General features: G+C 44.2%; 22 protein-coding genes and 2 tRNA genes. 4 read left to right on the top strand and 20 right to left on the bottom strand.

Annotation, left to right across the window (positions count from 1 at the left end; all coding sequences use genetic code 11):
- Positions 1 to 105: 105 nt before the first annotated feature.
- Positions 106 to 2,508 (top strand): hypothetical protein, encoded by a 2,403-nt coding sequence (locus tag OCU28_RS02380; RefSeq protein ID WP_261816766.1) that lies wholly within the window; start codon positions 106 to 108, stop codon positions 2,506 to 2,508.
- 84 nt (positions 2,509 to 2,592) lie between these two features.
- On the top strand, positions 2,593 to 3,288 hold the full coding sequence (locus OCU28_RS02375; protein WP_261816765.1) for a hypothetical protein: 696 nt from the start codon (positions 2,593 to 2,595) through the stop codon (positions 3,286 to 3,288).
- On the opposite strand, the gene OCU28_RS02370 is transcribed toward OCU28_RS02375, so the two are convergent.
- From OCU28_RS02370 to ubiT, 8 genes are all read right to left on the bottom strand, one after another.
- Positions 3,285 to 4,118, bottom strand: coding sequence for a LysR family transcriptional regulator (locus OCU28_RS02370; RefSeq protein ID WP_261816764.1), 834 nt, complete (start codon positions 4,116 to 4,118; stop codon positions 3,285 to 3,287). The genes OCU28_RS02375 and OCU28_RS02370 overlap by 4 nt on opposite strands.
- Before the next feature lie 71 nt (positions 4,119 to 4,189).
- Complete coding sequence (prfC, locus tag OCU28_RS02365) at positions 4,190 to 5,779, bottom strand: peptide chain release factor 3 (protein ID WP_261816763.1); 1,590 nt, start codon at positions 5,777 to 5,779, stop codon at positions 4,190 to 4,192.
- A gap of 139 nt (positions 5,780 to 5,918) precedes the next feature.
- Positions 5,919 to 6,893, bottom strand: a complete 975-nt coding sequence (locus OCU28_RS02360; protein ID WP_261816762.1) for an iron-sulfur cluster-binding domain-containing protein — start codon at positions 6,891 to 6,893, stop codon at positions 5,919 to 5,921.
- A gap of 75 nt (positions 6,894 to 6,968) precedes the next feature.
- Positions 6,969 to 8,630: a hydroxylamine reductase gene (hcp, locus tag OCU28_RS02355; RefSeq protein WP_261816761.1), complete on the bottom strand. Its 1,662-nt coding sequence runs from the start codon at positions 8,628 to 8,630 to the stop codon at positions 6,969 to 6,971.
- Between the two features lie 197 nt (positions 8,631 to 8,827).
- A complete protein-coding gene (rimI, locus tag OCU28_RS02350) occupies positions 8,828 to 9,274 on the bottom strand; it encodes a ribosomal protein S18-alanine N-acetyltransferase (protein ID WP_261816760.1) in 447 nt (148 codons plus the stop codon).
- Entirely contained in the window at positions 9,267 to 9,671 is a 405-nt protein-coding gene (locus tag OCU28_RS02345) for a DNA polymerase III subunit psi (protein WP_261816759.1), read from the bottom strand. The genes rimI and OCU28_RS02345 overlap by 8 nt, the downstream gene beginning before the upstream one ends.
- Positions 9,672 to 9,679: 8 nt before the next feature.
- Entirely contained in the window at positions 9,680 to 10,183 is a 504-nt protein-coding gene (locus OCU28_RS02340; protein ID WP_261816758.1) for a GNAT family N-acetyltransferase, read from the bottom strand.
- Entirely contained in the window at positions 10,173 to 10,703 is a 531-nt protein-coding gene (ubiT, locus tag OCU28_RS02335) for a ubiquinone anaerobic biosynthesis accessory factor UbiT (RefSeq protein WP_261816757.1), read from the bottom strand. Before ubiT ends, OCU28_RS02340 begins: the two co-directional genes overlap by 11 nt.
- A 170-nt stretch (positions 10,704 to 10,873) precedes the next feature.
- Between ubiT and ubiU the strand changes: the two genes are divergently transcribed.
- Positions 10,874 to 11,887, top strand: coding sequence for a ubiquinone anaerobic biosynthesis protein UbiU (gene ubiU, locus OCU28_RS02330; RefSeq protein WP_261816756.1), 1,014 nt, complete (start codon positions 10,874 to 10,876; stop codon positions 11,885 to 11,887).
- A 14-nt stretch (positions 11,888 to 11,901) separates the two neighbouring features.
- Entirely contained in the window at positions 11,902 to 12,774 is an 873-nt protein-coding gene (locus OCU28_RS02325; protein WP_261816755.1) for a U32 family peptidase, read from the top strand.
- A 38-nt stretch (positions 12,775 to 12,812) separates the two neighbouring features.
- Here OCU28_RS02325 and nlpI read toward each other — a convergent pair whose 3' ends face one another.
- The 12 genes from nlpI to lspA form a co-directional block, all read right to left on the bottom strand.
- A complete protein-coding gene (nlpI, locus tag OCU28_RS02320) occupies positions 12,813 to 13,688 on the bottom strand; it encodes a lipoprotein NlpI (RefSeq protein ID WP_261816754.1) in 876 nt (291 codons plus the stop codon).
- A 115-nt stretch (positions 13,689 to 13,803) separates the two neighbouring features.
- Entirely contained in the window at positions 13,804 to 15,930 is a 2,127-nt protein-coding gene (pnp, locus tag OCU28_RS02315) for a polyribonucleotide nucleotidyltransferase (RefSeq protein WP_261816753.1), read from the bottom strand.
- A gap of 295 nt (positions 15,931 to 16,225) precedes the next feature.
- Positions 16,226 to 16,495, bottom strand: a complete 270-nt coding sequence (rpsO, locus tag OCU28_RS02310; RefSeq protein ID WP_261816752.1) for a 30S ribosomal protein S15 — start codon at positions 16,493 to 16,495, stop codon at positions 16,226 to 16,228.
- Positions 16,496 to 16,639: 144 nt separating this feature from the next.
- The gene (gene truB / locus OCU28_RS02305; protein WP_261816751.1) at positions 16,640 to 17,587 is read right to left on the bottom strand and encodes a tRNA pseudouridine(55) synthase TruB; all 948 of its coding nucleotides are present in this window, start codon (positions 17,585 to 17,587) and stop codon (positions 16,640 to 16,642) included.
- Positions 17,587 to 17,982 (bottom strand): 30S ribosome-binding factor RbfA, encoded by a 396-nt coding sequence (rbfA, locus tag OCU28_RS02300; protein ID WP_261816750.1) that lies wholly within the window; start codon positions 17,980 to 17,982, stop codon positions 17,587 to 17,589. Before rbfA ends, truB begins: the two co-directional genes overlap by 1 nt.
- 108 nt (positions 17,983 to 18,090) lie before the next feature.
- The gene (gene infB, locus OCU28_RS02295) at positions 18,091 to 20,802 is read right to left on the bottom strand and encodes a translation initiation factor IF-2 (RefSeq protein WP_261816749.1); all 2,712 of its coding nucleotides are present in this window, start codon (positions 20,800 to 20,802) and stop codon (positions 18,091 to 18,093) included.
- 19 nt (positions 20,803 to 20,821) lie between these two features.
- Positions 20,822 to 22,309, bottom strand: coding sequence for a transcription termination factor NusA (gene nusA / locus OCU28_RS02290; protein WP_261816748.1), 1,488 nt, complete (start codon positions 22,307 to 22,309; stop codon positions 20,822 to 20,824).
- A gap of 23 nt (positions 22,310 to 22,332) precedes the next feature.
- On the bottom strand, positions 22,333 to 22,788 hold the full coding sequence (rimP, locus tag OCU28_RS02285; protein ID WP_261816747.1) for a ribosome maturation factor RimP: 456 nt from the start codon (positions 22,786 to 22,788) through the stop codon (positions 22,333 to 22,335).
- A 288-nt stretch (positions 22,789 to 23,076) separates the two neighbouring features.
- Positions 23,077 to 23,153: transfer RNA gene (locus OCU28_RS02280), tRNA-Met, on the bottom strand.
- A gap of 49 nt (positions 23,154 to 23,202) precedes the next feature.
- A tRNA-Leu gene (locus tag OCU28_RS02275) sits at positions 23,203 to 23,286 on the bottom strand.
- A gap of 15 nt (positions 23,287 to 23,301) precedes the next feature.
- Positions 23,302 to 23,637, bottom strand: coding sequence for a preprotein translocase subunit SecG (secG, locus tag OCU28_RS02270; RefSeq protein WP_261816746.1), 336 nt, complete (start codon positions 23,635 to 23,637; stop codon positions 23,302 to 23,304).
- A 162-nt stretch (positions 23,638 to 23,799) separates the two neighbouring features.
- Complete coding sequence (gene lspA, locus OCU28_RS02265; RefSeq protein WP_261816745.1) at positions 23,800 to 24,300, bottom strand: signal peptidase II; 501 nt, start codon at positions 24,298 to 24,300, stop codon at positions 23,800 to 23,802.
- Position 24,301: the final 1 nt, after the last annotated feature.

Raw genomic sequence — 24,301 nt, 5'->3', positions numbered from 1 at the left:
CACATTCTTGTTGCAGTTAAGTTAGCTGTACATAATTCATCTCATCGTCAGGAGGCATAAAACGCAAGGAGCCGTAATAATTAACCCAATGAGAACTCAGCAAACATGAAAGCAAGCATATTAGCTCTATCTATATCTACTCTCCTATCCGCTTCAGCATTTGCCTCAGCAACCAAAGTAAACCTTGATGCTGCAAACTCAGCTACCGATCAATTAATTACCTCCCAGATGCAGGCAATTGATGCTTCGGTACAACATCAACTTGCAACTAAATACGCTAATGCTCAGCCAGGGGATATAGCCATCATTGATAATGATGTTTATGAGCAGCAACCTAATGGCACTTGGGCAGCTGTAGGTACAGCATCTGCAGCGCTCGTTGCTGGTATGCTTTCTGGCTCTTCAAACTCTTCTTCAGATGAGTTCAGCCCTGAACTTCCAATCTATGAAGAGCCTACTGGAAATTCTCCAGAATTTGGTGGCGACCGTCCTGAATTAGAACAGCCAACGAAGCCAGGTTACAACGGCGTTGAGTTCGATCGCGTTAGTGACTCCGTTATCAATGTAACCAAGAACGGCATCCCTATGGGGTCTCTGTTTATGACTGAAGGCGAGTGGTATTACGGCGCTGTCGGTGGAGCCGAGCCTATCCATATCACTAAAGACCTTATCAACGGCAAGCCTCCAATTGAGGTTGACCCAACTAAGCCAGGCTACAACGGCGTTGAGTTCGATCGCGTTAGTGACTCCGTTATCAATGTAACCAAGAACGGCATCCCTATGGGGTCTCTGTTTATGACTGAAGGCGAGTGGTATTACGGTGCTGTCGGTGGAGCCGAGCCTATCCATATCACTAAAGACCTTATCAACGGCAAGCCTCCAATTGAGGTTGACCCAACTAAGCCAGGCTACAACGGCGTTGAGTTCGATCGCGTTAGTGACTCCGTTATCAATGTAACCAAGAACGGCATCCCTATGGGGTCTCTGTTTATGACTGAAGGCGAGTGGTATTACGGCGCTGTCGGCGGAGCCGAGCCTATCCATATCACTAAAGACCTTATCAACGGCAAGCCTCCAATTGAGGTTGACCCAACTAAGCCAGGCTACAACGGCGTTGAGTTCGATCGCGTTAGTGACTCCGCTATCAATGTAACCAAGAACGGCATCCCTATGGGGTCTCTATTTATGACTGAAGGCGAGTGGTATTACAGCGCTGTCGGCGGAGCCGAGCCTATCCATATCACTAAAGACCTTATCAACGGCAAGCCTCCAATTGAGGTTGACCCAACTAAGCCAGGCTACAACGGCGTTGAGTTCGATCGCGTTAGTGACTCCGTTATCAATGTAACCAAGAACGGCATCCCTATGGGGTCTCTGTTTATGACTGAAGGCGAGTGGTATTACGGCGCTGTCGGTGGAGCCGAGCCTATCCATATCACTAAAGACCTTATCAACGGCAAGCCTCCAATTGAGGTTGACCCAACTAAGCCAGGCTACAACGGCGTTGAGTTCGATCGCGTTAGTGACTCCGTTATCAATGTAACCAAGAACGGCATCCCTATGGGGTCTCTGTTTATGACTGAAGGCGAGTGGTATTACGGCGCTGTCGGTGGAGCCGAGCCTATCCATATCACTAAAGACCTTATCAACGGCAAGCCTCCAATTGAGGTTGACCCAACTAAGCCAGGCTACAACGGCGTTGAGTTCGATCGCGTTAGTGACTCCGTTATCAATGTAACCAAGAACGGCATCCCTATGGGGTCTCTGTTTATGACTGAAGGCGAGTGGTATTACGGCGCTGTCGGTGGAGCCGAGCCTATCCATATCACTAAAGACCTTATCAACGGCAAGCCTCCAATTGAGGTTGACCCAACTAAGCCAGGTTACAACGGCGTTGAGTTCGATCGCGTTAGTGACTCCGTTATCAATGTAACCAAGAACGGCATCCCTATGGGGTCTCTATTTATGACTGAAGGCGAGTGGTATTACGGCGCTGTCGGCGGAGCCGAGCCTATCCATATCACTAAAGACCTTATCAACGGCAAGCCTCCAATTGAGGTTGACCCAACTAAGCCAGGCTACAACGGCGTTGAGTTCGATCGCGTTAGTGACTCCGTTATCAATGTAACCAAGAACGGCATCCCTATGGGGTCTCTGTTTATGACTGAAGGCGAGTGGTATTACGGCGCTGTCGGCGGAGCCGAGCCTATCCATATCACTAAAGACCTTATCAACGGCAAGCCTCCAATTGAGGTTGACCCAACTAAGCCGGGTTACGAAGGCATCACTGTCGAGGAGAGAGGCGGTGTTTATTATATTGATAAAAATGGCCAAAACATGGGGGCTCTGTTCAATAATGGTACCGACCTGATCTGGAACCCTGCCAGCGGAGACTCGGTTGTGGTCAGCAAAGACATGGTGAACAGCAAACTGAAAAACGTAAACCAAGCTAAGCTAAAACAGTTTAAGTCCAAAGTGCAACATCGTTTAACCAAGCTTAAGAAGTAACGATAACGCTTTAGCAAAACCTAAAACAATAGTCCTCTGATAGTAGAGGACTATTTCCTTTAGCTGACCTACTTTGGATCTTGTATGCGTTTTTTAACCACTCTCACCCTATTTATCTCATTTAATATTGCCGCTGAATCTACTTTAGTCGGTACGATAGAGAAATTTACCGACATATTTGGCATCAGCTTTTCTCAGTACCAGGGCAGTACAATTGCAACGCTAGATGGTAACTATTACGTAACCGAAAGACTTAGGGCATTTGGTGATATTGATACCGACTTAAACTGGGAGTTGGGTACTGGATATTCAATTTGGAGCGGGGAAAGCTACTACACGGAAAATAGTATTACTATAAGTGAATACAAGCTATCTACTGGCATCTTTGCTGCAAAAATGGTCAGCTCTGATTGGACCCTAATTGGAGATATGAACTATAACTACAAATTCGATACCGAGCGCTGCTTTGAAAATTTACAAGACCTTTGCCCAACAGAGTCATTATCAGATTCCTTTGAATACTCAGCGGGCTTAATCTGGAGCCCAATACAATATATAGATCTGTTGTATAAATTTAATCATGAAATTGGTTTCAAAAAAAATGCATACCATTTCTCAACACCAGATATAACGCTTAAAACCGACCGAACCAATCAGATCTATCATGAGATAGTCGCATTTATTAATATGAAGTATTTAAGACCATCAATAACCTACACTACTTATCAAGATAAAAGACGCGAAGATAGCATTGAGTTTGGCTTAACCTTTGACTTCTAAACTCGATTCAATAATCTTCTCAACTCTTCTCGCAATGCTTTATGCTGTACATTGTTTTGATACTTCTTATGATAAGTAAACTCAAACTCGACTGTTCGCATAGCAAAAGGGGGCTTCAAGATTTTCAAACCAAAGGCTTGGGCAAAAGAAGCCATGCTCTTCGATATTGCTGAAACATAGCTAGTCCCCTTAGTTGCAATAATCAGGTTGGTCATGTTTCCAACCTCAATGGCGACTTTTCTAGGAAGACTTTTTCCAGCCAGCACATCCACAATTTGTGCATTTTGCCGAAACAGCTTAAGTGTTACGTGCTCAGCTTCCAAATACTGCTGCATCGTGATTTCATTACCGATCACTGGATTTTCTTTATCACACATAAGAACTAACTCATCAGTGAAGGCGTGTTCAAAGTTAAGCCCACCTTCCCTTGGCAAGTTGTAATCGATAACCAAGTCTGCTTTATTGAGCTTTATATCCTGAATAACATCATCTGCATTTTTGGGTGATTCAAACAGCTGAATAGCGGGCATTTCTGGCAATATACCTATCGCGTTAATTCCTGCGTACACCACAAGCTTCTTTTCACTCGATACTGCGCCATCCATAAGCTCCAGTGCACTAGCCAACTGCAGCGCTAATTGATGCGCACGCGATGTTGGATCAATATACCTTCCCTTTCGAATAAAAAGTGGATATCCAAGAACCGTTTCAAAGCGCTTGATAGCTGAGCTTACCGCAGGTTGTGTAAGGTTCAACGACTCTGCAGCTTTGGTAATCGTGCCTAGGTTATATACCGCTAGAAAGGGGCGCACTAAATTAAGGTCAAACACCAGTATCTCCTTTACTTGATGCTTACTAGAGAAACAAAAAAGCCAGTTGCATGCAACTGGCTTTCAAATAATTAGTGTTCGCGAGTAGCTCGGAAGTCTACATCTGGGAAGCGTTCTCGAGCTAAGTTAAGGTTCACCATAGTTGGCGCAACGTAAGAGAGGTTATCGCCGCCATCTAGAGCGAGGTTACTCTGGTTCTTACGCTTAAACTCTTCTAGCTTCTTAACATCATCACATTCAACCCAGCGCGCTGTCGCAACGTTTACACCTTCGTAAATCGCCTCAACGTTATACTCGGCTTTCAAGCGTGCAACCACTACGTCAAACTGAAGTACACCAACCGCGCCTACGATCAAGTCATTATTCTGTAGTGGGCGGAATACCTGCACTGCTCCCTCTTCAGAAAGCTGTACTAGACCTTTAAGCAATTGTTTTTGCTTTAATGGATCTTTTAATCGAATACGACGGAATAACTCTGGTGCAAAGTTAGGGATCCCTGCAAACTTCAAGTTTTCACCTTGGGTAAAGGTGTCACCAATCTGAATTGTGCCGTGGTTATGCAGACCAATAATATCACCAGCATAGGCTGTTTCAGCACGTGTACGATCACCGGCCATAAAGGTTACTGCATCAGAAATACTAACATTTTTTCCGGTACGAACATGGTTCATCTTCATACCTTGCGAGTAAGTGCCTGATACGATTCGCATGAAAGCAATACGGTCTCGGTGTTTCGGATCCATGTTAGCTTGGATCTTAAATACAAAGCCTGAGAACTTCTCTTCAGTTGCGACAACCTTACGCTCATTGGCTTCACGCGTTTGTGGCGCTGGTGCCCATTTGGTCAAGCCATCAAGCATATGGTCAACACCAAAGTTACCTAACGCAGTACCAAAGTATACCGGTGTTAACTCACCAGCCAAGAATAGCTCTTGGTCAAACTCAGGACATGCACCAATAACTAGCTCTAACTCTTCGCGTACGCTTTCAGCTAGATCAGCACCTACCGCGGTATCTAACTCAGGGTTATCAAGCCCTTTGATAATACGTACTTCTTGAATCTCGTGACCATGGCCTGATTCATAAAGAATCGTTTCATCACGGTGAATATGATAAACACCCTTAAATTCTTTACCGCAACCAATTGGCCAAGTGATTGGCGCACAAGCCATACTCAGTTCACTCTCAACCTCATCTAGAACCTCCATTGGATCGCGCACATCACGATCCAATTTGTTCATAAAGGTCACAATTGGAGTATCACGTAGACGCGTTACTTCCATTAGTTTACGAGTACGGTCTTCGACACCCTTTGCCGCATCAATAACCATTAGGCAGGAATCAACTGCGGTAAGGGTTCGGTAGGTATCTTCAGAGAAGTCTTCGTGCCCTGGGGTATCGAGAAGGTTTACCAAGCAATCATTGTATGGAAACTGCATTACCGAGGTGGTAACAGAAATACCACGCTCTTTTTCCATCTCCATCCAGTCAGATTTGGCATGCTGGTTCGAGCCACGACCTTTTACCGTTCCCGCTTTTTGAATGGCGTTTCCGAATAAAAGTACTTTTTCGGTAATAGTGGTCTTACCCGCATCCGGGTGAGAAATGATAGCAAACGTACGACGCTTGCCTACTTCTTGCTGAAAGGGACTGTTTGACATTTATCGGGTTCTTTAAGTTAGTGCACTGTCTAATATTGGCGCTATTTTCGCTGATTCTGCGCCATTTCACAATCTATCTATAAAAGAAAGGCTCAATCCATGATTGAGCCTTTCTCGTTTGATGTCTATTTATAGCTAATTATCCGATTTCAACAAACATATCGTCGTTCACTTGGCTAGCACAAGCAAGGAAGTACCCTTGCTCAACATCTTCATCACTTAGTGGCCCTGTCGTTGAGCTAACAAGCTTAGATTTATCGCCCTTACAGCGACAACTACCGCATACACCAGCACGACATGCCGCAAATATCGGTAAACCTTCACTCTCTAGTGCATCAAGAACAGTCTGTTCCCCATCAATAGTCACTTCCTGCCCATTGATTGTTAGGGTATGTGAACCAGAATTACTTCCAGTTTCAGGTATCGCAACTTGAAACTGTTCATGATGAATGTGTTGTTTTGCTAGGCCTAGGCTTTCCAGCCATTGTTGAGCAGACTGCATATACCCATCAGGGCCACACATTAATGCGACTCGTGATGCTAAATTGCTATCTAGCTCAGCTAACACTTGCTCACTCAAGCGAGCATGAAACTCATCACCAGATTGATTGCTCACACACCATACCAGTTGTAGGTTCTGATATTGACTTGCCAGTGCTTCAAGTTCTTCAACGTAAACTCTATCTTCAGCAGTACTCGCGCTATGCACAAAAACTATATCCGCATCAGGGTTTTCAGCTAAACGTGATACCAGCATTGAATAAACAGGTGTAATACCACAGCCTGCACTTAATAGAATTAAGGCTTGGTCTTGATAAAGCTCAGCATTGAACTCACCAGCTGCTGGCATAGCCTGCAACGTATCACCTACGCTTAAACTATCAGCTAAATGGTTTGAGACTAAACCGTTGTTCACTCGCTTAATAGTCAAGCTACAACGAGTTTGACCCGGTTGAGAAGCCAAAGAATAACAGCGCTGTTCAATTGCACCGTCTATCTCAACTTGAATAGGAAGAAATTGACCTGGAATAAAATCCAAGCTTTGATCCGCCTCAAACCAATAGGTATTGATATCTTGAGTATCTCGGCGAATTTCAGTACAGGTTAATTGCATCTTTAAGTCTCCAAACGCAAATAAGATGCGCCCTAGGGCGCATCTTTTCTCGAGTTAAATTATGGTTTAAACCGATTAGCCAAGGATATCAGCTAGATCTTGTTCAACCGTAGTGATCAAACGTAGACCCGTTTGCTCATTAAGGTGATTGATCAGGTTATCGGTTAGGAAAGCAGGCGCTGTAGGACCAACACGGATATCTTTAATACCCAATGCCAATAGCGTCAATAGTACTGCAATCGCTTTTTGTTCAAACCAAGATAGGATCAGTGACAATGGCAATTCATTAACTTCACACTCGAAGGTTTCTGCTAGCGCAAGAGCTAACTGAATTGCAGAGTATGCATCGTTACACTGGCCAACGTCTAGGAAACGAGGGATACCATTGATATCACCAAACTCAAGGTCATTAAATTTAAACTTGCCACACGCTAGAGTTAAAATTAGCGTATCTTGAGGCGCAGCCTTCGCGAACTCAGTAAAGTAGTTGCGCTCTTTTTTGTCACCATCACAACCGCCAACTAGGAAGAAGTGACGAATGTTACCTGCTTTAACTTGTTCGATAACAGCAGGAGCTGCATCCATTAGTGCGTTGCGAGCAAACCCAGTCATAGTAAAATGTGGGATTTCGTCAAACTTAAAGCCTTCACACTCAAGTGCTTTATCAACAACAGCAGAGAAGTCATGCCCCTCAAGGTGTTCAACACCAGGCCAACCTACAATGTTACGAGTAAACATGCGATCGGCATATGCGCCAGTTTCAGGGTTGATCAGACAGTTAGATGTCATCACTATCGCGCCTGGGAAGTTAGCGAATTCTTTTTGCTGGTTCTGCCAAGCAGTACCGTAGTTACCGACTAGGTGTGGGAATTTACCGCCAAGCTCTGGATAAGCATGTGCTGGAAGCATCTCACCATGGGTATAAACATTGATACCCTTACCTTCCGTTTGCTCAAGAATGTACTGAAGATCGATAAGGTCGTGACCAGAAACTAGGATAGCTTTACCCGCTAATGGCTTCATATTCACTTTGGTTGGTACAGGATGACCAAATGCTTCTGTTTCACCTTTATCTAGCATCTGCATTACGGTGTAGTTTAGGTGACCACACGCCATTGCCAGACCAAGTAGCTCATCCATATCGTTCACACCTTCGCCTAAGCGAGCCATGATACGGTGGAATTCAGCAGAAACAGCTTCGTCTTGTTGACCAAGAATACGAGCATGCTCCATATAAGCAGCAACACCTTTTAGACCATAAAGAGCCAATAAACGAAGGCCCATGATATCTTCACCAATTGCGTCCGCATCTTGGTTTAATGCAGCTTCTGGAGCACGACTAAGTAGAACTACTTTTTCAGCCTCAATCGTAAAGTTCGCAGCGCCTTCAAATGCTTTTGGTGCAACGTTTTGAGTCATACACGCAGCTTCATAAGCACTCTTAATACTATCGCGTAGCTCAAGAGCTTGCTTGGTGTATTCCATTAAGCGAGCATCATCAAAGTTAACATTGGTTAAAGTTGAGAAAAATGCCTGTGGAACATAAGCGTCGACGTTAGTATCCACGATACCTAGCTCACGAGCAGCACTTGCATATGCACTCACGCCTTGCAGGATATAAATTAATACGTCTTGAAGATCAGAAATCTCCGCTGTTTTACCACACATACCCATCGCATACTGACAACCATTAGCAACTGGAGTCTGCATAGTTTGTTCACACTGAATACAAAACATTGTTCACCTTTAAGTAGCATTCAAAATAAATGTTTTGCGAGATATTACTCCTAAATCTCATTCTTAAAAGGCATTTCATATGCAACTTAAGTTTTCATTGATTTTAATCAAGATAGAAAACCGCACTCTACAGTGAACAATTCTCATTCAATGTTAGGTAGAAGCCATTGAAATAAAAAAGCCCTCTCAGTGGAGGGCTAAACGTAGTAACTCATTAAAATGGCATCCTCACGTCCCGAAGACGTTGGATAGTAACCTCGCCGGCGGTCTACCTCATTGAAGCCACTATTAAGATAGAGGTTTTGTGCGATGACATTTGACTCTCTAACCTCAAGCCAAATACTTTCCACTTTAAGTCGCTCACAGCGTTGAATCAGATAGCTAACAAGGCGACTACCAACCCCTTGGCCTTGGAACTCTGGTGCAACAGCTACGTTAAGCAAACTGACTTCACCAACAATATTCTGCGCATAGAAATACCCAATTAAGATATCACCATCAAACATACCGAAGTGCATTGCACCTCGGCTATTGAGGTCGTCAATCATACTGCGTTGCCATGGGTGTGAATGAGCACAAGACTCAATCTGCCATACTCGCTCTAGGTCTCGCACCTCAAGTGGTGCATATTTATAGTTACTCATATGACTTAATCTGTTCCCATAATGCTCGACGGTTTTGATTGTGGCCATCTATCTCCGTCAATAGTGGAGAATGTAAGGCTTTAGATATGTTTGTGCTTTGAGGCTCACAACCACAAAACCAAACCCACTCAAGATTATGCTCTCCCAATTGAGTAAACTGATTAGGTTGAATATGACGGCAATACTCTAAGCTCAATGACATTGCCCCTTGAATAACCTTCTGCATAAACAAGGCTTCAGAGCCTTGTGGAAGAGCTTGAGAAACAAATAACAGCTTGATATTTGAATCGATGATTAGAGATTCCGGCTGATAACCTTGCAGCCTATCCGGATGCAGTAAGCTCCATCGCTCTATACCCATCTCACTTAATAAGGCTTGATTTCTAATCTGATCCACTAGCGACCTCAATATTGATCAAATTCTTCAGAGTATTCAATTAACCCTGACAGCCCAGTAAAGCTATCCCCAGTTAAATCTAGAACCTGAAATGCACCTGCGGGTATATCCCATTGGCAACGGAATCGGTGTTGCTCTGCTGCTGCAAAGCCAAAGCGCGAATAATACGCAGGATCACCAAGAACAACACAGGCGGGATAACCCAACTCAAATAAAATAGACAAGCCTTCACGGATCATCTGCTCGGCAATCCCTTGATTGCGATACTCTTCCGCGACCGCGACCGGAGCTAAACCTTGCCAGCCATAATCGATTCCAGCAAGGGTAATTGATGAGAACTGAGCACTACCCATAACTTGTCCTTCATCATCACTGGCTACTATGCTGAGTGTTACCTTGCCATTTTCACGTAAAGAACGTACTAAATTTGCTTCTGCGTCGGTCGGGAAAACAGATTTAAGTAATCGATCAATCGAAAGATTATCCGCTGGAGCTTCTGTTCTAATAAGCATTATGAGACGTTCCTGATATTAAGGTTGAATCTGGTACATCGACACCTTTAGACACAAAAGTAGCCAATTGAGATAAGCCTATAGTTACTACCTTAGGCAATGCATCAAGATCAACGCTATCCATAAGGTTCTTAACCTCTAACCCTAGCTCAGTATCCCCTTCTATGCTCAAGCGGCGCTGAAAAAACAGTGTATCTGGATCTTCTTTTCGACCTGCAATCAAAATAAGATCGTTCAGGGTACCGGAAAAGCTGACGTCGTGCGCTTGCGCTTGGGTCTCAACTATCAATACTTCATCTTGAAAGCTGATAAACCACTCAAGGTCTAGATCAATAACAGAAACCTTAAGCCACTTGTCTTGTAAGAACTCAAAATCACCATCTTCTAACGCTTCTTTAAATACCATTTTTAGCCCTTCTAGCATGCTAATGCTATGTAACTTACTTGGAAGTAGTTTAGCTGGGCGCTTTAAAATACTAGCTGCGTTAGAAACTAAATGGTGTCTTACTTTGTCGAGCACAGGAATTCTCTATGGTTAGGATTTTTAAACATCATACTAAAATGTTCAAAGATGTGAACTGAGCTTGCTCAAACAAAGCACCTTTCGATACAAAAATGCCTCATATCAAGGTTCATACCAGAATCAGCAGTAAAATACTCTTCATTATTTCTAACTCTATGAATGCATTAATGGAATTACTTTGTCCGGCAGGCAACCTGCCCGCACTTAAAACCGCCATAGATTGCGGTGCCGATGCTGTTTACATCGGATTTAAAGATGACACCAATGCAAGGCACTTTGCTGGTTTAAACTTTAATGGTAAGAAATTTGAAAAAGCGGTGCAGTATGTGCATAACGCTGGTAAACATATTCATGTTGCTTTAAACACCTTTGCTCAACCGCAAGGCTTTGAGCGCTGGACCAATGCAGTTGATATGGCCGCACAAAATGGCGTAGATGCATTGATCGTGGCGGATATTGCGCTACTCGAATACGCCGCGAAACATTACCCTGAGCTTGAGCTGCATCTGTCAGTTCAAGCATCTGCAACCAATGTGGCCGCAATTGATTTCTACCATAAAAACTTCAATGTAAAACGAGTTGTTCTACCCCGAGTGTTATCCATCCACCAAGTAAAGCAACTCTCCCGTAATCTAACCTCAGATGTAGACTTAGAAGTGTTTGCCTTTGGCAGCTTATGCATTATGTCTGAGGGTCGTTGCTACCTATCCTCTTACTTGACCGGTGAGTCACCAAATACCGTCGGAGCATGTTCTCCGGCTAAATTTGTACGTTGGCAAGAAACGGAGCAAGGGCTTGAATCTCGCCTAAACGACATTCTTATTGACCGCTATGCTGAAGGGGAAAACGCGGGCTATCCAACGCTGTGCAAAGGACGTTTTGATACCCAAGTTGATGGCGAGAATAAGCGCTACCATGCTCTTGAAGAGCCGACTAGCCTTAATACCCTTTCACTTCTACCTGAACTTTTTGCGGCCAATGTTGCTTCAGTAAAAATAGAAGGACGTCAGCGCAGCCCAGCTTATGTTGAGCAAGTTACCCGCACTTGGCGCGCTGCGATTGACGCATATCAGCGCGACCCTGCCAACTATCAAGTACAACCGAATTGGGATAAGGCGCTGGCCAATGTATCTGAAGGAACTCAGACAACATTGGGTGCTTATCATCGTAAGTGGCAATAACGGAAAATCGAATCATGAAATACTCACTAGGGCCACTTCTCTACTTTTGGCCAAAGCAAGACATTGAACAATTTTATCATCAAGCAATGAACTCAGATGCGGATATCATCTATCTTGGTGAATCGGTTTGTTCAAAGCGCCGTGAGATGAAACCAGCCCATTGGCTCGAATTAGGAAAAGCATTATCTAGCTCAGGAAAACAGGTCGTTGTATCGACAATGGCGCTGTTAGAAGCACCAAGTGAAGTCAATATAATGAAGAAGTATATCGACAATGGTGACTTTGTAATTGAGGCAAATGATGTATCTGCTGTTCAGTTAGCCTATGAAAAGCGCGTACCTTTTGTGGTAGGTGCCGCCATCAATACCTATAACGCACATACACTAAACCTATTTTTAAAACAGGGCATGATTCGCTGGTGCATGCCGGTAGAGTTATCGCGTGATTGGTTGGTAAATACCCTGCAGCAATGTGATGAGCTTGGTATTCGCGATAAATTTGAAGTTGAAGTATTTAGCCACGGATATCTTCCTTTAGCCTACTCTGCACGCTGCTTCACTGCACGCGCTGAAAACAAAGCCAAAGATGAATGCGAAACCTGCTGTATTAAATACCCAACTGGCCTGCAGGTGAATAGCCAAGAAGGACAGTCTGTTTTCAATCTAAATGGTATCCAGACTCAATCAGGTTACTGCTATAACCTAATCAATGACCAAGCCTCGATGGAAGGGATCGTTGATGTGGTGCGCCTTAGCCCCCTAGGTGTAGAAACCTTTAGCCACCTTGAACAGTTTAAGTCCAACCAAGATGGTTCAAATCCATGTCTATTACAGGACCGACAATGTAATGGCTATTGGCATCAAGTCGCTGGCCTAGAAGTTAAATAGTCCAAAAAAGTAAGGCGTCCAATGGACGCCTTACACTATTACTGATTTTGGCTCTGCTGTCGCAGATCCTTGAAGATATTGCCCAACTCAAGTAAGGCATATCTGTGTTCTACATAATCATAAACATTAAAACTCAATGCCAGCTTGTATAGGCCAATCGCTTCCGAGTACTCACCCGCAAGTTGATGTTTCTTAGCTAGATAGAAGTACGCCTCAGTTAAGCGCTGCGCAAGGGCTGTGTTGCCTGAAATTCCATTGGGTAAATTTTGAAATACCTGTTGCTCAGACTCTTTATCTAGCATCAAGCCAACTAAATCCCAACCCCATAAGTCGTTCTTATCTTGATAACGTTGCTGTAATTTTTTAGTCGCGGCACTCTTATCCGTTTTCATCTCTATGATATATAGCCAAAGAGCTCGGAAAGGATCGCTCGGATCGTCTTGATAATGCTGGGTCATTGCATCAAGAGCGAGATCCTCTCGACCTCCATAATACAGTGCAATGGCTTGATTTCGCTCAGCATATTTATTTTCAGGGTCTAACTCAAGGGTTGAATCAAACGCTTCATAAGCTGCGTCAAATTGGCCAATTTGTGTAAAATAGACCCCTAACAAATTAAATATATCTGGCTGAGCAGGGTTTATGGATAGGCTTTGATTAAAATCATAACGAGCCAACTCTCTCAACCCAAGGCTATCGTAGTAAACGCCGCGCTCAAAGTGCAACTGAGACCTTTGTTGCGGGGTCAAATCATCTTGCAACAATAACTGTGTAGAGCGAGCTATCTGCACCTCTTGCTGAATCGTAGGTTGAAGAGGTACCGCCAATGGTGGTGCCCATTGCTGACTTCCTCGACTAGAACACCCGCTTATAATCAAAGCTACGCTAGCCACAAACAGACTAATCCATTTCACAAACAACTACCTCCATGTGAGGAATATCAACTTAGTTCCTTTAGAATAGAAAAAGAGGAGCATAAATGCTCCTCTTTTTAGTCCTGATATCGATTTTTTTACTTAAAAATCAATATTATTCCGCAGCAGGTGCGTCGTTAGACTCTTCTGCTGGTTTTTCTACCGCTTCTTTCATGCTCAAACGAACACGGCCTTGGCGGTCGATTTCAAGAACCTTAACTTTAACTTCTTGGCCTTCAGTTAGGTAATCAGATACTTTCTCTACACGCTTCTCAGCAATTTGAGAGATGTGTACTAGACCATCTTTACCAGGAAGGATAGTAACGAATGCACCAAAGTCAGCTAGACGTGCAACTTTACCTAGGTAGATAGTACCCACTTCTACTTCAGCAGTGATAGCCTTGATGCGATCGATAGCATCTTGAGCTTGTTCACCAGAAGTTGCAGCAATCTTAACTGTACCGTCGTCTTCGATTTCGATAGTCGTTCCAGTCTCTTCACATAGAGAACGGATAACTGCGCCACCTTTACCGATAACATCACGGATTTTCTCAGGGTTAATCTTCATTTGGTGGATACGTGGAGCAAATTCAGAGATGTCTTCACGAGCACCAGAGATAGCTTCATCCATTACAGAAAGGATGTGCTTACGCGCACCTTGTGCTTGGTTAAGAGCGATCTGCATGATCTCTTTAGTGATGCCTTCGATCTTAATGTCCATTTGAAGAGCAGTGATACCATCGTGAGTACCTGCTACTTTAAAGTCCATGTCGCCAAGGTGGTCTTCGTCACCCAAGATGTCAGAAAGAACAACAAAGTCATCGCCTTCTTTAACCAAGCCCATAGCAATACCTGCTACAGAAGCTTTAATTGGTACACCAGCATCCATAAGAGCAAGAGAAGTACCACATACAGAAGCCATTGAAGAAGAACCGTTAGATTCAGTGATTTCAGATACAACACGAACTGTGTATGGGAAATCTTCAACAGAAGGCATAACTGCAGCAATACCGCGCTTAGCTAGTTTACCGTGGCCGATTTCACGACGCTTAGGAGAACCAACAAAACCTGTTTCGCCAACACAGTATGGAGGGAAGTTGTAGTGTAGTAAGAAGTTATCTTTACGCTCACCAGTTAACTCATCGATGATTTGAGCATCGCGTTGAGTACCAAGTGTTGCTGTAACTAGAGCCTGAGTCTCACCACGAGTAAATAGAGCAGAACCGTGAGTGCGTGGAAGTACACCAGTACGAACGTCTAGCGCACGAACCATGTCTTTTTCACGGCCATCGATACGTGGGTTACCAGCAATGATACCGCTACGTACTACTGTTTTTTCCAAGTCATGGAAGATGGTGTGAATTTCTTTTGGATTAAGATCTGCATCTTCAGCCAATAGTTTCTCTTTTACTTCATCGCTGATCTGATGGATACGGTCATAACGCGCCATTTTCTCAGTGATTTGGTACGCTTCAACTAGTTGTGCTTCTGCAAGCTCAGCAATCTTGTTGTTTAGCTCAGTGTTTTCAGCAGGAGCAACCCAATCCCATGCAGGAGTTGCTACTTCAGCAGCAAACTCATTGATTGCAGAGATAACAGTTTGTTGTTGGTCGTGACCATAAACAACAGCAGCTAGCATCTCTTCTTCTGTCAGGTTGTCTGCTTGAGACTCAACCATTAATACTGCGTTATCAGTACCAGAAACCACAAGGTCTAGCTTAGATGTAGCGAGCTCAGTAATGCTTGGGTTAAGTACAAGTTGACCATCAACATGACCAACACGAGCAGCACCGATAGGACCATTAAATGGCATACCTGAAATAGCAAGAGCGGCAGAAGTCGCGATCATGGTTGGGATATCAGGCTGAACATCAGGGTTCACAGAAACAACAGTCGCAATTACTTGAACTTCGTTTTTAAACGCGTCTGGGAAAAGTGGGCGAATTGGGCGGTCGATAAGGCGAGCCGTTAGAGTTTCGCCTTCAGAAGGACGGCCTTCACGCTTGAAGAAACCACCTGGGATTTTACCAGCAGCGTAAGTACGCTCTTGATAGTTAACAGTTAGCGGGAAGAAGTCTTGGCCTGAAACCGCTTCTTTTTTACCTACAACTGATACAAATACAGCTGTGTCGTCCATGTTTACCATAACGGCAGCAGTTGCTTGACGAGCCATAACGCCAGTTTCTAGCGTTACTGTGTGATTTCCATATTGGAAAGTCTTAATAACTGGTTTTTCGAACATTCTAATTCCTTGTTCTAAGCTTGAGCTTAGATGAGTGGTTCATTCAAGGCATTACAAATCGCGACTAGTAAAAAAAGAGTCCAACAGCAAAGCGGATTAACTCTGTTTTTAATAGTCGCGACCTTTTGGTCGACGAGTGTGACTGTAATGCTTCAATTTCTATTCAAATCGTTACGAATTTCACGCAAAAATTCGTGGTGTATTATAACGGCTTAATCTAGATTTGGCTAAATTTAGACAGCAAAAAAGGGGCTAAAAGCCCCTTTTTGTACAAACTGTTCTATGCAGTCACTTATTAGCGACGTAGGCCTAGACGTTTGATTAGTGCGTGGTAACGATCTAGGTTTTTACCTTTAAGGTAATCTAGAAGTTTACGACGACGAGAAACCATACGTAGAAGACCGCGACGGCTGTGGTGGTCTTGTTTGTGGTCAGCAAAGTGACCTTGTAGGTGGTTAATAGAAGCTGTAAGTAGTGCTACTTGAACTTCTGGTGAACCAGTATCGCCTTCGCCTTGTGCGTATTCTGCAACGATTGCTGCTTTAGTTTCTGCATTCAGAGACATAATTCTCTCCTGATAAGAGTAGGTTTAAAAGTTGTAGCGCCAATCTCTGATTCAGCCGCTACGCGAAGCGCGAATTATACGGATAAGATTTAGGTAAAGCAAGGGGAAGATCTGACCTAGATTCTAGAACCTAGGTGCTAGGCTTTAACCCTGCTCTTCGCTAAATACAACTAAACGTTTTGGGGCAACACGGCCGTCATCGTCAATATCAGCAACGCCGATGAAGAGCTTCTCTTCACCTGCGGTCATTCGCACAGGGCCTTCAACTGGAGCACCAAACACCTGTACAGGTTGTCCGTGCTGAACCATATCCACAAGTTCTGGGATAAGGTTTACTTCAGGAAGGTCTTCTACTGCGGTATCCATTGGTAGCAACAGTGGATCGAGTAACTCTTTTGGCGCAATCTCTTCGGCATTCGCTTTATCGAGCAGCTCCTGCAATTGTTCCAGTGTTACCATTTTTTCGTAAGGGTATTTTGCAACACCAGAACGACGAAGATAAGTAACATGAGCGCCACAGCCGAGCATTTCCCCTAAGTCGTCCACAATCGTACGAATATAGGTTCCCTTAGAGCAATGCACTTCGAGCTCAACCTCATCGCCTTCAAAACGAATCAGGTTAATCTCATATACCGTTATCTTTCGAGATTCACGAGGTACTTCGATACCTTCACGCGCATATTCGTAAAGCGGTTTACCCTGATATTTCAGCGCTGAGAACATAGATGGTACTTGATCTGTCGTGCCTCGAAACTTCTCGATACACTGCTGAAGTTTTTCCTCACTCACATCTACTAGGCGAGTTTCAACAACCTCTCCATCTGAATCCGAGGTGTTAGTACGCTCACCAAGTTTAGCTATAGTGCGATAACGCTTATCTGAATCAAGGAGATACTGTGAAAACTTGGTTGCTTCACCTAAGCAAATAGGTAGCATTCCAGTTGCCAATGGGTCAAGCGCTCCCGTATGTCCTGCTTTCTGAGCAAAGAAGATACGCTTTACTTTTTGCAGAGCATCGTTAGATGAAATTCCAGTGGGTTTATCTAACAAAACTACGCCATTGACCGGGCGGCCCTTACGTCGTCTTGCCATTACTCTTCATCCTCGCGACCCGAATCCTCGCGACGTTTCTTATCTTTAGATACGACTTCACTCACAAGGCTAGACATACGTATACCTTCAACCAGAGTGCTGTCATAAACAAAGCGCACTTCAGGAGTCAAGCGTAGACGAATACGCTTACCAAGCATCATACGGATCTGTACTTCATGCTCTTTTAGCGCTTCAAGGCTAGTTTCTGGAGTTTGATCGCCAATGCATAGGAAGGTAACAAATACCTTAGCTACGGCTAAATCGCGTGATACCTCAACGTCGGAAATGGTAACCATTCCAATACGAGAGTCACGAACTTCACGCTGTAATAATACAGCCAGTTCTTTTTGCAGTTGTTGCGACACACGCTGTGTGCGGCTAAATTCTTTTGACATTTCTTTTCTCACTTTAGAAAAAATAATGAGGGGCATAAGCCCCCCATGGTGTATTCAACAACCAATTATCAAACCTTAGGGGTCAGACAATTTTTGTCAATGTGTTGATTAGTCAAGAGTACGCTTAACTTCAACGATTTCGAATACTTCGATTTGGTCACCAACGCGAACATCATTATAGTTCTTAACGCCGATACCACACTCGTAGCCATTCTTAACTTCTTGTACGTCATCTTTGAAGCGGCGTAGAGATTCTAGCTCACCTTCGTAGATTACAACGTTATCACGAAGTACACGGATTGGGTTGTTACGCTTAATCACGCCTTCAGTAACCATACAACCAGCGATTGCGCCCAGTTTAGGTGACTTAAATACGTCACGTACTTCAGCAAGACCAATGATTTCTTGTCTGAATTCTGGAGCAAGCATACCGCCCATCGCTTGTTTAACTTCGTCAATCAATTGGTAAATGATTGAGTAGTAACGAAGGTCTAGGTTCTCGTTTTCAACAGCGCGGCGAGCAGATGCATCAGCACGAACGTTGAAACCAAGTAGGATAGCGTTAGACGCTGCTGCAAGTACTGCGTCAGTCTCAGTGATACCACCGACACCAGAACCTACGATATTCACCTTCACTTCTTCAGTAGAAAGTTTACGTAGAGAATCAGCGATAGCTTCCACAGAACCCTGAACGTCCGCTTTAAGTACAACGTTAAGCTCAGCAACTTCACCAGCAGTCATGTTAGAGAACATGTTCTCTAGTTTCGCTTTCTGTTGACGTGCTAGTTTCACATCACGGAATTTACCTTGGCGGTAGTTGGCTACTTCACGAGCTTTACGCTCATCACGAACTACAGTTGCTTCGTCACCTGACGCAGGAACACCAGATAGACCGATGATTTCTACAGGGATCGAAGGACCTGCTTGTGTGATTTCAGCACCGTTCTCATCGCGCATTGCACGAACACGGCCGTATTCTTGACCACAAAGTAGGATATCGCCCTTGTTAAGCGTACCAGACTGAACAAGAACCGTTGCAACTGGACCACGACCTTTATCAAGGCGGGATTCAACAACAACACCAGATGCCATACCTTCAGCTACAGCTGTAAGCTCTAGAATCTCTGATTGTAGAAGGATAGTTTCTAGCAGGCTCTCAATGTTAGTACCTTGTTTTGCAGAGATGTGAACAAACATGTTCTCACCGCCCCACTCTTCAGGGATAACATCGTATTGAGCTAGTTCGTTCTTAACGTTGTCTGGGTTTGCACCCTCTTTATCGATCTTGTTCACAGCAACAATCAGAGGTACACCCGCCGCTTGCGCGTGCTGGATTGCTTCGATTGTTTGTGGCATTACACCATCATCTGCTGCTACAACTAGAACAACGATATCCGTAGCTTGAGCACCACGAGCACGCATTGCGGTAAACGCGGCGTGTCCAGGAGTATCCAAGAACGTAATCATGCCGTTGTCAGTTTCTACGTGGTATGCACCGATATGCTGGGTAATACCGCCCGCTTCACCTGAAGCAACATGTGCTTTACGAATGTAATCAAGTGTTGACGTTTTACCATGGTCAACGTGACCCATGATAGTAACAACTGGAGCACGAGATACAGCGTCAAAAGCGTTGTCACGATCTGACAGTACTGCTTCTTCTAGCTCATTCTCTTTACGAAGAACAACCTTGTGTCCCATTTCTTCTGCAACTAGAGCTGCAGTTTCTTGGTCAATCACTTGGTTAATGGTTGCCATAGCACCCATCTTCATCATTACTTTGATAACTTCAGTCGCTTTTACAGACATCTTGTTAGCTAGCTCAGCAATTACGATAGTTTCACCGATAACTACATCTGCTTTTGCTACAGCGGCTGTTTTATCGAAGCCATGCTGCATAGAAGACGGTTTAGCGAGTTTGCCACGACCGCGACCGCGTTGGTTACGACCACCGCGAGTGTTAGCTTGAGCTTTATTATCGCTCGCTTTTTTCTTTTTCTTCTTACGAGCACCACTGGTATCTGCACGACGATCTGCTTCATCCTCTGCTTCACGAGCATAGGTAGAGGTCGTTACGTGATAGTCACCGGTCTCAGTTTTTTTACTTTGTTCTTCTTTAGCCCAACGCTCAGCATTCTCTTCAGCCAATTTACGAGCATCTTCAAGAAGCTTCTCAGCTTCTTGTTCTACTTTACGTTTTGCTTCTTCTTCTTGGCGACGCTGTAGTTCAGCCGCTTCTTTAGCTGCCATGTCGTTCTTCACTTTACGCTCTTCTGTCTCTTTTTGCTCAGCCTTAACATTCTTAGGTTGAGCTTTTTCTGCTGCTTCACGCGTTGCTTTTTCTTCAGCTTCTCGTTTGGCCGCAGCCTCTGCTTCGCGCTTGGCTGCTTCAGCTTCACGGTTAGCTTTATCTTCAGCTTCACGCGCCGCTTTATCTTCAGCTTCACGGTTAGCTACTGCTTCTGCTTCTAGACGTGCTTGCTCTTCTGCTTCTAAGCGAGCTTCATCATCTACAGTAGTACGCTTAACGTATGTACGTTTTTTGCGCACTTCTACAGTAACATCTTTGCTCTTACCGCCGCCAGCAGAAACGCTTAAAGTGCTGCGTTTTTTACGCTGTAGAGTCAAACGCGTTGGTTCAACCTCTCCAGCTGCGTCGCCATGCTCACGCTTAAGGTGTGTTAGGAGTGTCTGTTTTTCATCATCGCTTACGTTGTCTGCCGCTGTTTTTTTCATACCTGCGTCAGCAAGTTGTTCAACGAGACGATCAACCGGCGTACCAATTTCTTCACTCAGTGCTTTAACTGTTAGTTGTGTCATTCAACTACCTCCGTGCCGATTATTCTTCGTCGCCAAACCAACAAATATTACGTGCAGCCATGATTAGCTCACCTGCGCGTTCTTCTGTTAGTTCTTCGATACCTTCTAGATCATCAATACCTTGGTCTGCAAGATCTTCTAGAGTTTTCACACCTTTCGCCGCTAACTTAAACGCCATTTCGCGCTCTAGCCCTTCTAGAGCTAGTAAGTCATCTGCTGGGTGAAGTCCCTCGAAGGTTTCTTCTTTTGCAAGTGCTAATGTTGTAAGAGCGTTTTTCGCTCTAGTACGTAGCTCTTCAACAAGATCCTCATCTAGGCCATTGATTTCTAGTAGCTCGTTCATAGGAACGTAAGCTACTTCCTCTAAGGTAGAGAAGCCTTCTTCTACAAGAAGTTCAGCGAAATCTTGCTCGATATCTAGGTGCTTAATGAAGCTTTCAATAGCTTCAGTTGATTCTGCTTCGTGTTTCTTCTGTAAGTCTTCTACAGTCATTACGTTCAGTTCCCAACCAGTAAGTTGCGATGCCAAACGTACGTTTTGACCACTACGGCCAATTGCTTGCGCTAGGTTATCAGCTTCAACAGCGATATCCATTGAGTGCGTGTCTTCATCTACGATGATTGACGCTACATCAGCAGGAGCCATTGCATTGATAACGAACTGCGCTGGGTTGTCATCCCAAAGGATGATATCGATACGCTCATTGCCTAACTCACCAGATACTGCCTGTACGCGTGCTCCACGCATACCTACACATGCACCTACTGGGTCGATACGGCGATCGTTAGTTTTAACTGCGATCTTGGCACGAGAACCTGGATCACGAGCTGCTGCTTTAAGCTCGATGATCTCTTCTGCAATTTCAGGCACTTCGATACGGAATAGTTCAGTTAGCATCTCAGGCTTAGAGCGAGTGATAAATAGCTGGAAACCACGTGCTTCAGGACGTACTGAGTAAAGTAGACCACGAACACGGTCACCTGGACGGAAGTTTTCACGAGGAAGTTGGTCATCACGTAGGATTACCGCTTCTGCGTTTTCACCAAGGTCTAGAATAACTGTTTCACGGTTCACTTTCTTAACAACGCCAGTGATTAACTCACCTTCGTTATCAATGAACTTTTCAACGATTTGCTCACGCTCAGCTTCACGTACTTTCTGTACGATTACTTGCTTAGCAGTTTGAGTCGTAATACGGTCAAACTTAACTGATTCGATATCATCTTCAATGAAATCACCAATCTGAATCGTTTCATCTTCATATTGAGCCGCTTCAATAGAGATTTCTTTAGTTGGGCTTTCTACTTCTGCAACAGCTTCCCAACGACGGAAAGTATCAAACTCACCGCTTTTTCGATCGATAGCAACACGTACTTCGATTTCAATTTCATATTTCTTTTTGGTTGCAGTTGATAGTGCAATTTCTAGAGCTTCAAAAATACGCTCACGCGGTACCGCTTTTTCGTTCGATACGGCTTCAACTACAGCTAAAATTTCTTTGTTCATTCTTCTAGCCTCTTCAAACAGACTTAAAATTTAGGGATCAGATTGGCTTTAGAGATGTTGCTCAATACGAACTCATGCTCTTCTTTGTCAGCTTCGATTGTAATCGTTTCGCCATCGACCTTGCGGATAGTACCTTTCCATTTACGGCGGTTACCCACACCCATCTTCAAGACGATATTGACATCATGCTCCAGAAACTGCTCATAGTGTGCTGGTTTAAACAGAGGGCGTTCAAGGCCTGGTGAAGAAACTTCTAGGCTATACGCAACCGAAATAGGGTCTTCTACATCAAGTACCGCACTAACTTGATGGCTTACTTCTGCACAATCATCGACATTGATGCCATTCTCGCTATCAATAAAGATGCGCAGTGTCGAGTACTCACCAGCACGAATAAATTCAAGTCCAACTAATTCATAGCCTGACGCCGCTACTGGCGCTTCAAGCATTTCAGTTAGTTGTCTTTCTAAACCAGTCATTGTTCAACCACTCCAGAAACAAAAAAAGGGCATAAAGCCCAATTCAAATACCAAGCACCCCACAGTGAGAAACTGCAGATAACAAAAAACCCCGATAGTCGGGGTTTTATGATGCTGGACCCTGATATCACTAAGCTAAAAGAAGCTTAGCTCATAACAGACAAATGTCAGTTATGATGTTAGAAAAACGAATTCTGATCGCGAGACCTGCTAGATACTAGCGAGATTCACTGTGTCTTATGAACAATCAATACTCTGTATTGGCTATTCATAAAGCTTATCAAGAAATGGTTGCGGGGGCCGGATTTGAACCGACGACCTTCGGGTTATGAGCCCGACGAGCTACCAAACTGCTCCACCCCGCGTCCGACTGTGAACGATATACGTTCAACAGATTGTTTTTCAAACAATTAATGGTGCCGAGAGAGGGACTCGAACCCTCACACCAAAGGCACCAGCACCTCATGCTGGCGTGTCTACCAATTTCACCATCTCGGCAAGAATCATTTCAGCTTATTGAGGAATCTCTTCGCCGGTTTCGGCTGGAACTTCACTCGCTGGGTTATCTGTTTTTTGAATAGTTTGACCCGCAGTAGGATCAACCCATTGAGACTCGGTCTTATGCGTAGACATATTACCAAGAACCAAACAAACAACGATAAATACTGCTGCAAAAACTGCAGTCATTCGGGTTAGGAAATTTCCTGAGCCGCCAGCGCCAAACACTGTGTTTGATGCGCCTGCACCGAAAGAGGCTCCCATATCTGCGCCTTTACCTTGTTGAATCAGAACTAGGCCAATCACACCAAGCGCAGCCAACAGGTAAATCACAAGTAGAGTTTCAAACATCTTTCCACCTATGTTCCAAATTGTTGAGCCAGCGCCATCATGATAAAAAACCACAACAAAGCTAGCGTCCCTTATTAGGGCGGACGCAATACTATCGAAAGCAGCCCGCTGTTACAAGGAAAAAAAACACCTTACCTATCAATTGCTCAGCATTTGAGCACCCTAGGTAGTGGCATCTGCTTTTTTATTTAAAAATCCATCGAGGATAACCATAGCTGCGCCAATAACGATGGCACTATCAGCAAGGTTAAATGCTGGCCAATGGTAGTTTCCAACAAAGAAGTCTAGATAGTCGACAACAAAACCATGTACGATTCGATCGAACACATTGCCTATCGCTCCACCGATGATCAGAGCATAAGAAATATTGTTCCATTTATCGCTACTCGGCAAGCGCTTCATCCATAGCATCAGCATTGCACAGACAACAAAAGCAATCCCAGTAAACAACCAGCGTTGCCAGCCATCTTGGTCGCCCAAGAAACTAAAAGCTGCGCCATAGTTATGAACATATAACAGATTAAAGAAAGGCAACACCTCAATACGGTTTGCCCATCCATAACCCATATTATCCATAACCACTAGCTTAATGCCGATATCTGCGACAAAAATCAGAGCCGCTAGCCATAACCAGCGTAGCCCTGTAGTTTTAAATGCACTCATA

The organism is Vibrio gallicus, assembly GCF_024346875.1.
Classification (GTDB): domain Bacteria; phylum Pseudomonadota; class Gammaproteobacteria; order Enterobacterales; family Vibrionaceae; genus Vibrio; species Vibrio gallicus.
Note: the sequence above shows the minus strand (reverse complement) of the source record. Positions and strands in the feature narration are given on the sequence as shown.

Excerpts from the sequence above, each read along its gene's own strand:
- lspA (WP_261816745.1), bottom strand. The coding sequence starts at position 24,300 with ATGAGTGCATTTAAAACTACAGGGCTACGCTGGTTATGGCTAGCGGCT.
- rbfA (WP_261816750.1), bottom strand. The coding sequence starts at position 17,982 with ATGTCAAAAGAATTTAGCCGCACACAGCGTGTGTCGCAACAACTGCAA.
- OCU28_RS02360 (WP_261816762.1), bottom strand. The coding sequence starts at position 6,893 with ATGCAATTAACCTGTACTGAAATTCGCCGAGATACTCAAGATATCAAT.
- pnp (WP_261816753.1), bottom strand. The coding sequence starts at position 15,930 with ATGTTCGAAAAACCAGTTATTAAGACTTTCCAATATGGAAATCACACA.
- prfC (WP_261816763.1), bottom strand. The coding sequence starts at position 5,779 with ATGTCAAACAGTCCCTTTCAGCAAGAAGTAGGCAAGCGTCGTACGTTT.
- secG (WP_261816746.1), bottom strand. The coding sequence starts at position 23,637 with ATGTTTGAAACTCTACTTGTGATTTACCTGTTGGCTGCGCTTGGTGTG.
- infB (WP_261816749.1), bottom strand. The coding sequence starts at position 20,802 with ATGACACAACTAACAGTTAAAGCACTGAGTGAAGAAATTGGTACGCCG.
- rimP (WP_261816747.1), bottom strand. The coding sequence starts at position 22,788 with ATGACTGGTTTAGAAAGACAACTAACTGAAATGCTTGAAGCGCCAGTA.
- hcp (WP_261816761.1), bottom strand. The coding sequence starts at position 8,630 with ATGTTTTGTATTCAGTGTGAACAAACTATGCAGACTCCAGTTGCTAAT.
- nusA (WP_261816748.1), bottom strand. The coding sequence starts at position 22,309 with ATGAACAAAGAAATTTTAGCTGTAGTTGAAGCCGTATCGAACGAAAAA.
- OCU28_RS02340 (WP_261816758.1), bottom strand. The coding sequence starts at position 10,183 with ATGCTTATTAGAACAGAAGCTCCAGCGGATAATCTTTCGATTGATCGA.
- OCU28_RS02325 (WP_261816755.1), top strand. The coding sequence starts at position 11,902 with ATGAAATACTCACTAGGGCCACTTCTCTACTTTTGGCCAAAGCAAGAC.
- rimI (WP_261816760.1), bottom strand. The coding sequence starts at position 9,274 with ATGAGTAACTATAAATATGCACCACTTGAGGTGCGAGACCTAGAGCGA.
- OCU28_RS02375 (WP_261816765.1), top strand. The coding sequence starts at position 2,593 with ATGCGTTTTTTAACCACTCTCACCCTATTTATCTCATTTAATATTGCC.
- OCU28_RS02380 (WP_261816766.1), top strand. The coding sequence starts at position 106 with ATGAAAGCAAGCATATTAGCTCTATCTATATCTACTCTCCTATCCGCT.
- ubiU (WP_261816756.1), top strand. The coding sequence starts at position 10,874 with ATGGAATTACTTTGTCCGGCAGGCAACCTGCCCGCACTTAAAACCGCC.
- truB (WP_261816751.1), bottom strand. The coding sequence starts at position 17,587 with ATGGCAAGACGACGTAAGGGCCGCCCGGTCAATGGCGTAGTTTTGTTA.
- rpsO (WP_261816752.1), bottom strand. The coding sequence starts at position 16,495 with ATGTCTCTGAATGCAGAAACTAAAGCAGCAATCGTTGCAGAATACGCA.